The organism is Ferrovibrio sp., from assembly GCF_025869515.1.
In the GTDB taxonomy this organism is placed as follows: Bacteria; Pseudomonadota; Alphaproteobacteria; order Ferrovibrionales; family Ferrovibrionaceae; genus Ferrovibrio.
The window spans coordinates 1-13,793 of record NZ_JAOZVR010000017.1 but is presented as its reverse complement, the minus strand read 5'-3'; the positions used below and the strand labels follow the sequence as shown (position 1 = coordinate 13,793).

General features: G+C 64.4%; 14 protein-coding genes and 1 pseudogene. 6 read left to right on the top strand and 9 right to left on the bottom strand.

Features of this window, described 5'->3' with window-relative positions; all coding sequences use genetic code 11:
* Positions 1-119: 119 nt before the first annotated feature.
* On the top strand, positions 120-1,115 hold the full coding sequence (locus tag OJJ21_RS03325; protein ID WP_297683127.1) for a fumarylacetoacetate hydrolase family protein: 996 nt from the start codon (positions 120-122) through the stop codon (positions 1,113-1,115).
* 95 nt (positions 1,116-1,210) lie between these two features.
* Here OJJ21_RS03325 and OJJ21_RS03320 read toward each other — a convergent pair whose 3' ends face one another.
* On the bottom strand, positions 1,211-2,008 hold the full coding sequence (locus OJJ21_RS03320) for an alpha/beta hydrolase (protein WP_297683125.1): 798 nt from the start codon (positions 2,006-2,008) through the stop codon (positions 1,211-1,213).
* On the bottom strand, positions 2,009-2,692 hold the full coding sequence (locus OJJ21_RS03315; RefSeq protein ID WP_297683123.1) for an MBL fold metallo-hydrolase: 684 nt from the start codon (positions 2,690-2,692) through the stop codon (positions 2,009-2,011).
* A gap of 283 nt (positions 2,693-2,975) precedes the next feature.
* On the opposite strand from OJJ21_RS03315, the gene aroQ reads away from it, so the two are divergent.
* Genes aroQ through aat form a run of 4 tightly spaced genes read left to right on the top strand, consistent with a single transcriptional unit; the run spans position 2,976 to position 6,065 of the window.
* Positions 2,976-3,479, top strand: a complete 504-nt coding sequence (aroQ, locus tag OJJ21_RS03310) for a type II 3-dehydroquinate dehydratase (RefSeq protein WP_297683121.1) — start codon at positions 2,976-2,978, stop codon at positions 3,477-3,479.
* Positions 3,480-3,519: 40 nt separating this feature from the next.
* A complete protein-coding gene (gene accB / locus OJJ21_RS03305) occupies positions 3,520-3,999 on the top strand; it encodes an acetyl-CoA carboxylase biotin carboxyl carrier protein (protein WP_297683119.1) in 480 nt (159 codons plus the stop codon).
* A 19-nt stretch (positions 4,000-4,018) separates the two neighbouring features.
* Entirely contained in the window at positions 4,019-5,362 is a 1,344-nt protein-coding gene (gene accC, locus OJJ21_RS03300) for an acetyl-CoA carboxylase biotin carboxylase subunit (RefSeq protein WP_297683117.1), read from the top strand.
* A 31-nt stretch (positions 5,363-5,393) separates the two neighbouring features.
* Complete coding sequence (aat, locus tag OJJ21_RS03295) at positions 5,394-6,065, top strand: leucyl/phenylalanyl-tRNA--protein transferase (protein WP_297683115.1); 672 nt, start codon at positions 5,394-5,396, stop codon at positions 6,063-6,065.
* On the opposite strand, the gene OJJ21_RS03290 is transcribed toward aat, so the two are convergent.
* The 7 genes from OJJ21_RS03290 to OJJ21_RS03260 form a co-directional block, all read right to left on the bottom strand.
* On the bottom strand, positions 6,002-6,454 hold the full coding sequence (locus tag OJJ21_RS03290; RefSeq protein WP_297683113.1) for a DUF2155 domain-containing protein: 453 nt from the start codon (positions 6,452-6,454) through the stop codon (positions 6,002-6,004). The two genes, aat and OJJ21_RS03290, sit on opposite strands and share 64 nt — an antisense overlap.
* A 4-nt stretch (positions 6,455-6,458) precedes the next feature.
* Positions 6,459-6,974, bottom strand: coding sequence for an outer membrane lipid asymmetry maintenance protein MlaD (gene mlaD, locus OJJ21_RS03285; protein WP_297683111.1), 516 nt, complete (start codon positions 6,972-6,974; stop codon positions 6,459-6,461).
* 21 nt (positions 6,975-6,995) lie between these two features.
* The gene (locus OJJ21_RS03280) at positions 6,996-7,343 is read right to left on the bottom strand and encodes an NADH:ubiquinone oxidoreductase subunit NDUFA12 (protein ID WP_297683109.1); all 348 of its coding nucleotides are present in this window, start codon (positions 7,341-7,343) and stop codon (positions 6,996-6,998) included.
* Between the two features lie 154 nt (positions 7,344-7,497).
* Complete coding sequence (locus OJJ21_RS03275) at positions 7,498-8,649, bottom strand: calcium-binding protein (RefSeq protein WP_297683107.1); 1,152 nt, start codon at positions 8,647-8,649, stop codon at positions 7,498-7,500.
* Positions 8,650-8,758: 109 nt separating this feature from the next.
* Positions 8,759-9,919 (bottom strand): calcium-binding protein, encoded by a 1,161-nt coding sequence (locus OJJ21_RS03270; RefSeq protein WP_297683104.1) that lies wholly within the window; start codon positions 9,917-9,919, stop codon positions 8,759-8,761.
* Positions 9,920-10,109: 190 nt separating this feature from the next.
* The gene (locus OJJ21_RS03265; RefSeq protein ID WP_297683102.1) at positions 10,110-11,432 is read right to left on the bottom strand and encodes a calcium-binding protein; all 1,323 of its coding nucleotides are present in this window, start codon (positions 11,430-11,432) and stop codon (positions 10,110-10,112) included.
* 131 nt (positions 11,433-11,563) lie between these two features.
* Positions 11,564-12,118 (bottom strand): hypothetical protein, encoded by a 555-nt coding sequence (locus OJJ21_RS03260; protein ID WP_297683101.1) that lies wholly within the window; start codon positions 12,116-12,118, stop codon positions 11,564-11,566.
* Between the two features lie 229 nt (positions 12,119-12,347).
* Between OJJ21_RS03260 and OJJ21_RS03255 the strand changes: the two are divergent.
* Positions 12,348-13,793: pseudogene (locus tag OJJ21_RS03255) on the top strand (vitamin B12-dependent ribonucleotide reductase); the annotation flags it as partial.

Sequence of the window (13,793 nt, the reverse complement as noted above, 5' to 3'; positions counted from 1 at the left end):
CCATCCTCGTCGTCCCCGCCAGGGATATCTTCTTTGGCGGGGACCCAGCACTTCTGCTGTTCTGAATTCCCGCTTTCGCGGGAATGACGACTTAAAACTGATCTAGGGAGACTCCATCCATGAAACTCGCCTCGCTGCGGCATGGCCGCGACGGCCGTCTCTGCGTCGTCAGCCGCGACCTGAAAACCATGCTGCCGGTCGATGCGCTCTGCCCCACCCTGCAGATGGCGCTCGATTCCTGGTCCACGATGGCGCCGAAGCTGCAGGAGCGATATGACGCGCTGAATGCCGGTACGGCCGAAGGCGCCATCGCTTACGATCCGGGCAAACTGCATGCGCCGCTGCCGCGCGCCTATCAGTGGTGCGACGGCTCGGCCTATCTCAATCACGTCGAGCTGGTGCGCAAGGCGCGCAACGCCGTGATGCCGCCGGAATTCCTGCACGATCCGCTGATGTACCAGGGCGGCTCGGACGACTTCCTGCCGCCGACCGCCGCTATCGAGGTGGCCGACGAATCTTACGGCATCGACTTCGAGGGCGAGGTCGCCGCCATCACCGGCGACGTACCCATGGGCGCCTCCTCGGCGGAAGCCGCGAAACATATCCGCCTGCTGATGCTGGTGAATGACGTGAGCCTGCGCAACCTGATCCCCGGCGAGCTGGCCAAGGGCTTCGGCTTCTTCCACGGCAAGCCGTCCACGGCCTTTGCGCCGGTCGCCGTCACGCCCGACGAGCTGGGCGCGGCCTGGAAGGACAACAAGGTGCATCGCCCGCTGGTGACGCATCTGAACGGCAAGCTGTTCGGTCAGCCCGAGGCCGGCGCCGACATGCAGTTCAGCCTCGCCGACCTGATCGCCCATGCGGCCAAGACGCGGCGGCTCCGCGCCGGCTGCATCGTCGGCAGCGGCACGGTGTCGAACCGCGATGCCTCGAAAGGCTTCTCCTGCCTGGCCGAGATCCGCATGATCGAGACGATTGCCGACGGCAAGCCGAAAACGCCCTTCATGAAATTCGGCGACCGCGTGCAGATGGATATGACCGGCACCGACGGCCAGTCGATCTTCGGCAAGATCGACCAGACGGTGGTGAAATATACGGGGCCGCAACACCTTTAACTGTCATGCCCGGGCTTGGCCCGGGCATCCACGAGTTACTTTTTTGCGTGACAAGACGTGGATGGCAGGAACAAGTCCGGCCATGACAATTGGAGTTAGTTGCCGAGAAATTTCCCGATCAGCGCCGTGATCTCCGCCGGCCTCTCGATGCTCGGCAGATGGGCCGCGCCGGGCAAGGCGTGGTGCACTGTATGCGGCATCGCCGTCGCCAGATGCCGGCAGCGCTCCGCGATATGGGGAAAATCGTACGCGCCGCAGATCACCAGCGCCGGAACCGAAATCTCGCCCAGACGCTGAAAGGCTGACACCGCATCGACATTCGCACCGGCCGGCGGCGCGCGCAGCGCGATGCCGTTCATGTCGAGAAACAGCGCGCGCGCCGCACCGACGACGCGCCCCTCGAGCTGCAATGGGCCGTCCAGCCAAAGGTGCGCCTTGATCGCATTCACGCGGTCGAGGTCGCCGGCCGCTTCCGCCTGCTTCTGCCGGGCCACCAGCGCCTCGATCTCCGGCGACAGCACCGGATCGGGCGCACCGGCCACGGATGGTGAAATCAGCACCAGGCCGCGGATACATTCCGGATGCAGCAGCGCCGCATCCAGCGCCACTCGGCCGCCCTGCGAGCAGGCGACCAGGGTCGCCGGCCGGCCAGCGGCAACGACGTCCAGCACCGCCAGCAGGTCGGCGACGGCAGAATGATCTTCCTGTTCGGCAACCGTTCGGCCAAAACCGCGGCGATCATAGGCAATCGCTTGATGGGTTCCGCCCACTGCCTCGATCTGCCCCTGCCACATGCGGCTATCGCAGACGGCCGCATGCAGGAACACCACCGGCGCGCCACTGCCGGCAACGAAGGTCGCCAGTCTGGCGCGACCGGAGGTAACCTGCTTCATCTAACCAATCCCCACCGCCCGGTCCGACACGAAGGGATTGCTCGCCCGCTCCTGCCCAAACGTCGACAGCGGCCCGTGGCCGGGCACGAAGGTGATATCGTCGCCAAGCGGAAACAGCTTGTCGCGGATCGAATGGATCAGGTCGGCATGGTTGCCCTTGGGAAAATCCGTGCGGCCGATCGAGCCCTGGAAGATCACGTCGCCGACCAGCGCCGCTTTCGAGGGCGCGTGATAGAACACCACATGGCCCGGCGTATGGCCCGGGCAGTGGATGACATCGAGCACCAGATTGCCGACCGTCACCCGGTCGCCATCCTTCAGCCAGCGCGTCGGCGTGAAGCTGCGGCTCGGCGGAAAACCATATTGCTGCGCCGCCGCCGGCATGCCGTCGATCCAGAATTTGTCATCCTCATGCGGCCCCTCGATGGGCAGGCCGAGCTTCTCCGCGATCTCCATCACCGCGCCGGCATGGTCGAGATGGCCATGCGTGACCAGCAGCTTTTCCAGCGTCACGCCGTGGCGCTGCACGGCGGCCAGCAGCCTCGAAGGCTCGCCGCCGGCATCGACCAGCGCGCCGCGCATGGTTTCGGGGCACCAGATCAGCGAGCAGTTCTGCTGGAACGGCGTCACCGGGTTGATTTCGGCATGCAGGATCGGCTGCTGCGGGGCGGCTGAAGTCATCATGCGTCCGGATTAACCGGCCACGGCCGATTTTGCAATTTTGCCGACCGGGGATCGGCTGAAATTTTCATCTCATTCTATCCTTGATAGAAACGAAGCAAAACGAAGCGGTGCGAACGCGCCGGACCCAAACCGCCGCCTGCCATATCGGCCATCTCCAGGCCTGTTTCACGTGAAACATACAGTGAACGCGCGGCGCTTTCCGCCCAGCCGGATCAACGGGTTGCCCGGCCTCCCCCGATGGTGTACGGCAGGCGGTCTGGTCGGCGACAGCTTTGGGATTCGCATGGCGAAAGCACTGAAATCGGCAGCAAACGGCAAGCGCCCGGCGGCGGCGAAAGCGGCCCCCGCGAAAGGCAAGCCGCTGATCTATGTGCTGAACGGCCCGAACCTGAACATGCTCGGCCTGCGCCAGCCCGAGATTTACGGCCGCGACACGCTGGCCGATGTGGAGCGGCTCTGCGCCGCCGCCGCCAGCCGGCTCGGCCTCGCCATCTCCTTCCGCCAGAGCAATCTCGAGGGCGAGCTGGTCACCTGGATCCAGGAGGCGCGGAGCAAGGCCGCCGGCATCGTGTTGAATGCCGGTGCCTATACCCACACCTCGGTCGCCCTGCTCGATGCCCTCAACGCGGCCGAAAAGCCCTGCGTCGAGGTGCATCTGTCGAATATCCACCGGCGCGAAAACTTCCGCCATCACTCCTATGTTTCGCTGGCGGCGAAAGGGATGATCTGCGGTTTCGGGCCGAAGGGGTATGTGCTGGCGCTCGAAGCGCTGGCCGATATCGTCTGAACACTTAATCTTCTTACGTCTACGCATACAGGAGTAGCGCATGGCCGCGCCGAAGGACAAAGCCAAGGCTGACAGCCGCATCGACCAGCAGATGATCCGCGAACTCGCCGACCTGCTGAACGAAACCGGCCTCACCGAGATCGAGTGGAGCGAAGGACCGCTGAAAGTCCGCGTCACCAAGGGCGGTTCGCCGGTCTATGCCGCGGCCCCGGTCGCAGCCGCGGCTGCCGCAGCCGCCATGGCCGCCGCCGGCGCGCCCGCCGCGGGCGGCGATGACGCCAGCCATCCCGGCGCCGTGAAGTCGCCGATGGTGGGCACCGTCTATACCGCGCCGGAGCCGGGCGCCGCCGCCTTCGTCAAGGTCGGCGACAGCGTCAATGCCGGCCAGACCGTGCTGATCGTCGAGGCGATGAAGACGATGAATCCGATCACGGCGCCGAAGGGCGGCCGCGTCGCGCGTATCCTGATCGAGAACCAGCAGCCGGTCGAATTCGGCCAGCCGCTCATCATTATCGAGTAACAGTCGGCGGGCCCCGCATATGTTTGACAAGGTGCTGATCGCCAATCGCGGCGAGATCGCGCTCCGCATCCACCGCGCCTGCCGCGAGATGGGCATTCGCACGGTGGCGGTGCATTCCACCGCCGATGCCGAGGCCATGCATGTGCGCATCGCCGACGAGTCGGTGTGTATCGGCCCGCCGCCGTCCAGCCAGAGCTACCTCAACATCCCCGCCATCATCTCAGCCGCCGAGATCACCGGCGCCGATGCGATCCATCCCGGTTACGGCTTCCTGTCGGAAAATGCCAAATTCGCCGAGATCGTCGAGGCGCATGGCATCACCTTCATCGGCCCGACCTCCGAGCATATCAAGCTGATGGGCGACAAGATCACCGCCAAGGAAGCGGCGCGCCAGCTTGGTATCCCGGTCGTGCCCGGCTCCAAGGGCGCGGTGGAAGACGAGGCGCAGGGCCTGAAGCTCGCCGCCGAGATGGGCTATCCCGTGCTGATCAAGGCCACCGCCGGCGGCGGCGGCCGCGGCATGAAGGTGGTGCGTTCGCCGGCCGAATTCGGCCTGGCGCTGCAGCAGGCCCGCACCGAGGCGCGCAATGCCTTCGGCAACGACCAGGTCTATGTCGAGAAGTATCTTGCCCGCCCGCGCCATATCGAGATCCAGATCTTCGGCGACGGCCAGGGCAATGCGGTGCATCTGGGCGAACGCGACTGCTCGCTGCAGCGCCGCCACCAGAAAGTTCTCGAGGAAGCCCGTTCGCCGGCGCTGAACGACGACCAGCGCAAGGTCATCGGCGACATCGCCGCCAAGGCGATTTCCAAGCTGAACTATCGCGGCGCCGGCACCATCGAATTCCTGTTCGAGAATGGCGAATTCTACTTCATCGAGATGAATACCCGCCTGCAGGTGGAGCATCCGGTCACCGAGATGATCACCGGCCTCGACCTGGTGCGCGAACAGCTGCGCATCGCCAACGGCGCGCCGCTCGGCTACACGCAGGACGACATCAAGTTCAACGGCCACGCCATCGAATGCCGCATCAACGCCGAGAACCCGCGCACCTTCGCGCCCTCGCCCGGCCGCGTCACCGACTATCATGTGCCTGGCGGGCTGGGCGTGCGCGTCGATTCCGCGCTCTATACCGGCTACCAGATTCCGCCGCACTATGACTCGCTGATCGGAAAGCTGATCGTGCATGGCACCAATCGCAACGAATGCCTGATGCGTCTGCGCCGTTCGCTGGAGGAATATGTGATCGGCGGCCTGGAGACCACCATCCCGCTGCATCTGGCGCTGATCAACGAACCCGATTTCGTCAACGGCGCCTATGACATCCACTGGCTGGAAGAATTCATCGCCAGACAGGGTTAGAGATTTTCGGGATGCGCACCAGCTCTTCGCCATGAGCCAGCATCCCGAACCGCTGACGCCGGAACTGCTGCTGCAGGCCTATGCCCGCGGCTACTTCCCGATGGCGGATGCGGCCGACGATCCGGGCTATTTCTGGGTCTATCCGACCAGGCGCGGCATCCTGCCGCTCGACCGCTTCCATGTACCGCACAAGCTGGCCCGCAAGGTGCGTCAGGGCATCTACACCGTGCGCGTCGATACCGACTTCGCCGGGGTGATCGCCGCCTGCGCCGAACCGACGCCGCATCCGCAGCGCCGCAGCACCTGGATCAACGCCACCATCCGTGACGCCTATACCGATTTGCACCGGCTCGGCTTCGCCCACAGCGTGGAATGCTACGACGAGACCGGTACCATGGTCGGCGGATTGTACGGCGTGCGGCTGGGCGCCGCCTTCTTCGGCGAGAGCATGTTCAGCCGCGCCACCGATGCCTCGAAAGTCGCGCTGGTGCATCTGGCCGGCCGGCTGATCGCCGGCGGCTTCACCCTGCTCGACACGCAGTTCGTCACCGAACACCTGAAGCAGTTCGGCGCCATCGAGGTGAAGCGCGCGGATTACCTGGAGCTGCTGATGGATGCCCTGCCGCGGCGGGCGGATTTTTACTGCTTGCCGCCCGATGCGCCGCCGGCGCTGGTCCTGCAGTCGATCAGCCAGACATCGTAGACCGCATGCTCCAGCGGGTTGAGGCCCGGGCTGGAGGCGAACATCCAGCCCTGGAACAGCGCGTTGGGCTGCTGCTCGGGCCGCTGCTCGACGATCTCGAGATAGGCGGTGCTTTCCGGCGGATATTCCGGCGGCCGCTTGCGGCAGGCCTTCACCGTCACCTTCAGCGTGCCGAAACCGATGGTCTGGTCGACCGGCGCCTCGAAGGTGTAGATGCGCGCGGTGATCTTATCCAGGCCCTGCAGCACGGCAACCGGCATCGGCGTCGAGGGATACTGCTGCAGATGCGGCGGGATATCGGGCACCTGGGCAACGGCTGCCGCGGCCAGCAGCAGCGGCAGGATCATCACGCCTCGACGCAGGATACGCAGCACAGAATCCGTTTGCACGGGATCAGTTGGCCTTGGGCAGCGGGCTGAGTTCGTCGCCGCCATTCGCCGGCTTGTCCTTACCGTTGCCGGCACCGGTGGCGCTGAAGATCGCCTGGCCGATCAGGTCCATCAGGTTGACGGACCCTTGCGTGAATTTCACTTCCGCACCCGGCTTGAGCGTGGCATCGCTGCCGCCCGGCTCGACCGAGATGAAGTTGCCGCCGAGCAGGCCTTCGGACGCGATCTTCACCGCGCTGTCTTCCGGCAGCTGGTAGCGGCTGTCGACGCTGAAGGTGACGATGGCATCGAAGGTCTTGGGATCGAGCGCCTGTCTGGTGATGGTGCCGATCTTGATGCCGCTGAGCCGCACATCGCCGCCGGTGACCAGACCATCGGCACGGTTGAAGCGCGCCTGCAGTTCATAGCCGTTCATGCGACCGCTACCCACGCCGCCCGTCGTGTAGGCGAAAGCCAGGAAAAAGCCGGCGACCAGCAGCACCACCGCGCCGATCAGGGTCTCGACCAGATTGCCGTTCATGTCGTCCTCGCCTGCCGCGCGTTATTCAGGCCGCCAGGCCTGATAGTCGCCGGTCGCGGCCGGACGATGGCCCCCCTTGGCGACGCTGCCCTGCGGCCGGTAGGCATAGGGCGTGCCGCTGAGATTGGGCAGATGCTCCTTCTCCCAGGGCTTGTGTTCCACGCCATGGATCGGCGCGTCGTCGATGGTGTAATGCAGCCAGGCATGCCATTCCGGCGGCACTTTCGAGGCTTCGGCCTTGCCGTTATAGAGCACCCAGCGCTTTTTCGCGGCGCCAGCCTTGGTGCGGAAATAGCGGTTGCCGAACGCATCGTTGCCGACGAGTTCGCCCTTCCACCAGGTGAAAAGCTTGGTGCCGATCAGACTCATGCGACTGCCACCCTCAGGCCGGGAATCCGGCTGGAAATTCAGCCGGAATATGGCATTACGGACCCGGCCGGGCAAGCCTCGGTCGCAGAGCGACGGCACCGGGAAAGCCGGAAAAGGCCCGGAAAACCATTACCTTGAAGCCGCCCGGTTGCGGTCAGGCTGCCTGCTCCAGCAGTGCTTTCACATCCATGGTTGCGCCATCGGAGAAAACCAGCTGCGGCCCTTCGCCCTGGAAATCCTTGAAGGTGATCGAACCACTGCTGCCCTGGAAGGTCAGCTTCAGATCCTTGCCGACCAGTTCGGCCTGCACCTCGGTCGCCGCAATGCCGTTCAGTTTCAGCTTCGCACCCTCGCTGCCGTAATCGCCGTTGACCGTGTCGTTGCCGTCGCCACCGGCGACGCCGGAGCGGGAATAGTTGATCGTGGCTCCCTTGCCCACGGCGATCACGTCATTGCCGGCACCGCCGGTCACCGTGCTGCCATTCCCTACGGCTATGGTGTCGTTGCCGGCGCCGCCGCTGGCCTGGCTGTTGCTGGCCACCGCGATGGTATCGTTGCCGGCATCGCCATTCACGCTGCTGTTGGCGGCGCCCGCAATCACGTCGTCACCCTCCCCGCCCGACACGCTGCCGCCCGGCCCCACGGCGATCACATCGCTGCCGGCACCGCCCTCGACCGTCGACCCCGCGCCGGCTGCGATCGTGTCATTGCCGGTGCCGCCAACGACCGTGGAGTTGCGACCGGCGGCAACCGTGTCGTTGCCGGCACCGGCATCGATATCCGAGCCCGCGCCAGCCGCAATCGTGTCGTTGCCATTGCCGCTGCGGATCACGGTCTGGCCGCTGGCTGCGATCACGTCGTCACTGCTGACCGGCGCAGGGGTCTGCGTGGGCGGCCGGTAGGCCACGGGCTGCGCCACCTGGACCGTGGTGCTGCTGATGGAGATGGAAATCGAAATCTTCTCGACCGTGATATTCACGCCCGCCACGGTGCCGCGATCCAGCGATTTGAGCCTGTCGCGGATTTCCCGGCTGGCGGCGAACATGTGATCCGCCAGCTTGGACAGGGTTTTCAGCGCTTTCAGCATGTTCTGCAACCGGTCGGCATCCGGCGACAGCGAGACCGTGTCTTCCTCTTTCTTCTGGACGGGATTGCTGTACTGAACCGGCACCGGTTTCGGCGCGGGCCTGGTGTTCGTCTGCGTTGTGTTAACGTTAACGCGGGCAGCGAAAGCCGAGGTATCGCTCGCGCGTGCATAAGCCAGGGTATAGGCGGATTGCGACTCAGTCTGCGTCACGGATGACATGGGTTTCTCCCTTCGGTCGATACGGCCCGGTTCTGGGCCACCAGCAATGAAACTCGCATCGCCCCCCTGCCGCCGCGTTTTTGCAGCAGCAGAGCGCGCAATCACCTGATCACGTCGTGACGTTGACCGTCGTGCCCGGGGCAGCCCCAGGCTTCGCTGCAGCCGGCTTCGCATCGGCTTCGGTGCCGATGGCGAGCTTGTCGCCATTGGCAAAGGTCATCGCCACCCTGCCCTTCTGGTAGCCTTCGAGCAGAATGGAGCCCTCTTTGGCGCCGAAGGTGATCCGCACGCCCTGGTCCGTGGTCGTGATCTCGACATCCTCCTTGCGGATGCCTTTTCCAAAAGCCAGCGTGCGCCTGTTGAAGTCGCCGCCGGCATGGAAGGAACGGATTACATCGTCGCCGTCGCCGCTGGAGTAGTTGATGGTGCCATAACCGGTCATGACCAGCGTGTCGTTGCCCGTGCCACCGGTGAAGCGGGCGTAGACACCGCCACCCTTCAGGACGTCGTTGCCTGCGCCGCCATGCATATTGCCGAAGCCATGGCCATCGATGACGTCGTCCCCTTCACCACCGTAGCCGGTTCCGTTGCTCCAGATTTCGATGCTGTCGTTGCCGGCGCCACCGAAGGCGGTGCCATTCTCGTCCAGGCGGAAACTGTCATCGCCATCGCCGCCGAAGGCTCTGCCGTTACCGGCAAGCCGGAAGGTGTCGTTGCCGGCCTGACCATAGCTGGTGGAATTGACAGCCTGGTAGACATGGTCGTTGCCGTTGCCAAGATAGGCCCTGCCGTTGGTGGCGAGATAGACGAAGTCGTCGCCGTCGCCGGTATCGACCGTGGCGTTGCCGCCGACGAAGACGATGTCGTGCCCGGGTCCGGTCTGCCCCTTGGCATTGGCGTGAACCTGGATCACACGAAACTCCACCGTCTCGCCGCTCTCGGTATTGGGGACTGGCGCGGAATATCGGGCTCGGACATAGGCGGAGAATGAATCGAGCCAGGCGGGGGTCGGCTTGCCCGGCGCGCTGCTTTCCGCGCCCGCCAATTCAGCAGCGCGTCGCAAGGCCGACGTGTCCTGCACCAGCGTGTCGGGATTCTGGCTGGTCTTCACAGTCAGCCTGGCACCGTCGATGTGCGGCATGTCAGCTGCAGACGCGACAACGGGGCGGAGCGCGGGCGGTGTCGCTCCGCTGCCGTGTCTGGCACGCGCGCTGTCGGTCAGGATGGTGAGCGCGGCAAGGCCGCTGCTCAGGCTGCTGATACTCGTCACGGGATTCTCCCTGACTCCGTCGCCGGACCAGGAACCGCCCCTTCTGGGACGTCGGCCTGATCCGTTTGGTTAATCAGGCCATGCGAGTGGCCCGCCGTCAAGAAAATACATCCTTAAAGCTGTATCAGGCCACCCGCATACACCGGAATGCAACTTTTCCTCAGCAAAATCGCGCTGCAGTTCGGCGCCGTCAGGTGGCGGGATTCTCCGCCGCCGGCAGCAGCGTCTTGATATCGAGCCAGCTGCCGTCGGCAAAGGTCAGTCGCGGGGCGGGGTCCTGGAAGTCCTTGAAGGTGATCGAGCCGCCGGCGCTGCCGAAGCTGACGCGCACGTCATTGCCGTCGCGCGCGGCCGTCACTTCATCGCGCTGGATGCCTTCGCCCACCATGATCTGGCCTTTCGCCACCTGCCGCGACGGCCCTTCCTGCACGGCCACCAGCTTACCGTCGGGTCCCTTGTCGAACCTGAACGTCGTGCATTTCACGCTGCTCAGGTCGCCGGTGATGATGTCGTCGCCATCGCCCTTGTTATATTCGATGCGATAATTCTGATCGACATCGGGCAGCAGGTTGATCGTGTCGTTGCCGGTGCCGCCATTGAACACGCTCAGGAAGCCGCCCTTGCCGCTCAGGATGTCTTCGCCCGCCCCGCCATAGAGCTTGCCACTGCCCAGCGCGACCAGCGTGTCGTTGCCTTCGTCGCCGTGCAGCCAGCCATCGCCCTGCGTGATCATCGTGTCGTTGCCTTCGCCACCGAAGCCGGTGCCGCGCCCGCCTCTTTCGCCGGCGGCGAATTCGATATGATCGTCACCGGCCTCGCCATAGACCAGGCCGTTGGCCATTGCCAGGAATTTGTCATTGCCCGCGCCGCCATGCGCCTGGCCGCCACGCAGCAGGGTGAATTCATCATTGCCGCTGCCGCCGATCGCATGGCCGTTGCTGTAGATCAGCGCGTGATTGTCGCCCTCGCCCAGATGCACCGTGCTGTTGCTGTAGAGCACCGCCTTGTCGTCACCCTCGCCGGTCTGCACCTGCGCGTTGTTGTAGACATAGGCGGTATCGTTGCCGGCGCCGGTATTGGCCTGCGACGCATTGATATGCATCTCGTCATCGCCATCGGTGCCGCTCATTGTCGGCGTGTGGGCGGGTTTCGCATCCTGGCCTTCCAGCCAGTCGATCTGCCAGACGTTCACGACCGGCACGGCACGGCCGATATCCCACAGCCGCTCAAGCGCGTCGTTGACCCTGGCGGCGGCTTCGGCCGGTTCCTGCGTCGCGGGTTGCTCCGGTGCGGGCTGCGGGGCCTGATTGTAGATATTCAGCGACGGCTTCGATGCGGTCTGGCCGCTGGTGATCCAGGTGCGGTGCTGCTGCGCCAGCGCATTCATGCTGACGCCGAACCGCTGCAGATGTTCGCTGAAACGTTCGGCGGTGCCCAGGCTCATGCTGGCGCCATCGTAATGGTAGTAGCGCGTGGTGACGCCGCGCGGCTGCAGGGTCTGAATCTCAGTCATTGGCCTGGCCCATCTGCTCAGTCGGCCTCCCGATGAGGCGAACACGCGGAGAGTTCAGGCGGGCGCGGGAAACGTCAATGAAAATATATACTTAAAGCAGTATTAACCACGCCATATCGGCAGAAATGCAACTAGCGGGCGGTGATCAGGGCGATTTCCTGGGCGAATTCGCGCTGCAGCTCGGCCTGGGCCCGCTTCTCGAAACCGGGATATTTGACCGCCGCCGCCTGCAGGGCGGGATTGTCGCGCGGCAGGTCCTCGGCGCGCAGGATGTCGCTGCCCTTCACGCTGCCCTTCTGGCCCATGCCGAGCACGGCGCGGGTCAGCGCGGTGGTCAGCAGGCGCTGGCCCTCGCCGCTGGCGAAATAGGTATCCAGCGCCTCGAGCTCAGGCTTCGTGTAGCTGGTGCTGGCGGCATTGACCACGGCGCCGCGGAAGCGCGGTCCGGCGGTGGGCGCGCGCTGGCGCAGGTCGGCGGCGCGCTGCTGTTCGGCCGGCGTGTTGGCCGGCAGGAAATTCAGGTAGAGCTGTGTGATCGCCTCGACACGTTTTTCGAGTCCGATGGTGGTCATCAGCCGCTCGGCCGCCGCCCGGGCGCCCTTGTCCTGGGCATGACTCGGGCCCGCCGCGAAAGCGGAGACAATCATCACAACAAACAGTACAGGGGCAAACAGCAGGCGGTTCATCGGCGAATCCTGTTTAACTCAGCGAGTCATTCATAAGCCTAATTATGGCGAAATCCAGTCAAGGGAACATAAATGGATCATCGCCAAATTTAGCGAGATTTCCCATTTGCGCCGACTCACCGGAACTCCCTAGATTTAGCCCCTGTTGAGGGGATTGGTAACCACATATTGGGTTTCCCAACCTGGCCAACATTTTGATTTCATTCGGTTCGGGCGGGAGAAGCACGCAATGCGTATTCAGCGGCATTTCACAGTGGACGGTCAGGACGCCTATGCCGGCCTGGAGTGGAAAACCACCGTCAGCGAAATCCGCAATCCCGATGGCAGCGTGGTGTTCCGTCTCGACCAGCTGGAAGTGCCGGCGGCCTGGAGCCAGGTGGCCGCCGATGTGCTGGCGCAGAAGTATTTCCGCCGCGCCGGCGTGCCGGTCGCGCTGAAGCCGGTGGAAGAATCCGACGTCCCCGAATTCCTGTGGCGCCGTGTGGCCGACACCGAGGCGCTCTCCGCCCTGTCCGAGAAAGACCGCACCACGCAGGAGACCAGCGGCCGCGAGGTGTTCGACCGTCTCGCCGGCACCTGGACCTACTGGGGCTGGAAAGGCGGCTATTTCGATTCCGCGGACGATGCCCGCGCCTTCTTCGACGAGCTGCGCTTCATGCTGGCCGCCCAGATCGCCGCGCCGAATTCGCCGCAGTGGTTCAACACCGGGCTGCACTGGGCCTATGGCATCGACGGTCCGGCGCAGGGCCATCACTATGTCGACTACAGGACCGGCGAACTGACCAAGTCGGCTTCGGCCTACGAGCATCCGCAGCCGCATGCCTGCTTCATCCAGTCGGTGCAGGACGACCTCGTCAACGAGGGCGGCATCATGGACCTGTGGGTGCGCGAGGCGCGCCTGTTCAAATACGGTTCGGGCACCGGCAGCAATTTCTCCAAGCTGCGCGGCGAGAACGAGAAGCTGGCCGGCGGCGGCAAGTCGTCGGGCCTGATGAGCTTCCTCAAGATCGGCGACCGCGCCGCCGGCGCCATCAAGTCGGGCGGCACCACGCGCCGCGCCGCCAAGATGGTGATCTGCGACATCGACCATCCCGATATCGAACAGTTCATCGACTGGAAGGTGAAGGAAGAGCAGAAAGTCGCCGCGCTGGTCGCCGGCTCGAAGATTTCGCAGAAGCATCTCAATGCCATCATGGCCGCCTGCCAGCTCGGCAGCGGAGAAAACCGCTTCGATGCGAAGAAGAACGCGCAGCTGCGCAAGGAGATCATCGCGGCGCGCAAGGCGATGATCCCGGAAAACTACATCCAGCGCGTGGTGCAGTTCGCCAGGCAGGGCTATACCGAGATCGATTTCCCGACCTATGACACCGACTGGGATTCGGAAGCCTATCTCTCGGTCTCGGGCCAGAATTCCAACAACTCGGTGCGCGTGACCGACGACTTCCTGAAGGCGGTCGAAACCGACGGCGACTGGAACCTGACCTATCGCGGCAACGGCAAGGTGTCGAAGACGCTGCCGGCGCGCCAGCTCTGGGAACAGGTCGGCTATGCCGCCTGGGCCTCGGCCGATCCGGGCATCCAGTTCGATACCAGCATCAACGACTGGCATACCTGCCCGGCCGACGGCCGCATCAATGCGTCGAACCCGTGTTCGGAATACATGTTCCTCGACGAC

What these genes read in the sequence shown, in the direction of transcription:
- accC (WP_297683117.1), top strand. Translation starts at nt 4,019, where the DNA reads ATGTTTGACAAGGTGCTGATCGCCAATCGCGGCGAGATCGCGCTCCGC.
- OJJ21_RS03265 (WP_297683102.1), bottom strand. Translation starts at nt 11,432, where the DNA reads ATGACTGAGATTCAGACCCTGCAGCCGCGCGGCGTCACCACGCGCTAC.
- accB (WP_297683119.1), top strand. Translation starts at nt 3,520, where the DNA reads ATGGCCGCGCCGAAGGACAAAGCCAAGGCTGACAGCCGCATCGACCAG.
- mlaD (WP_297683111.1), bottom strand. Translation starts at nt 6,974, where the DNA reads ATGAACGGCAATCTGGTCGAGACCCTGATCGGCGCGGTGGTGCTGCTG.
- aat (WP_297683115.1), top strand. Translation starts at nt 5,394, where the DNA reads ATGAGCCAGCATCCCGAACCGCTGACGCCGGAACTGCTGCTGCAGGCC.
- OJJ21_RS03260 (WP_297683101.1), bottom strand. Translation starts at nt 12,118, where the DNA reads ATGAACCGCCTGCTGTTTGCCCCTGTACTGTTTGTTGTGATGATTGTC.
- aroQ (WP_297683121.1), top strand. Translation starts at nt 2,976, where the DNA reads ATGGCGAAAGCACTGAAATCGGCAGCAAACGGCAAGCGCCCGGCGGCG.
- OJJ21_RS03275 (WP_297683107.1), bottom strand. Translation starts at nt 8,649, where the DNA reads ATGTCATCCGTGACGCAGACTGAGTCGCAATCCGCCTATACCCTGGCT.
- OJJ21_RS03320 (WP_297683125.1), bottom strand. Translation starts at nt 2,008, where the DNA reads ATGAAGCAGGTTACCTCCGGTCGCGCCAGACTGGCGACCTTCGTTGCC.
- OJJ21_RS03315 (WP_297683123.1), bottom strand. Translation starts at nt 2,692, where the DNA reads ATGATGACTTCAGCCGCCCCGCAGCAGCCGATCCTGCATGCCGAAATC.
- OJJ21_RS03280 (WP_297683109.1), bottom strand. Translation starts at nt 7,343, where the DNA reads ATGAGTCTGATCGGCACCAAGCTTTTCACCTGGTGGAAGGGCGAACTC.
- OJJ21_RS03325 (WP_297683127.1), top strand. Translation starts at nt 120, where the DNA reads ATGAAACTCGCCTCGCTGCGGCATGGCCGCGACGGCCGTCTCTGCGTC.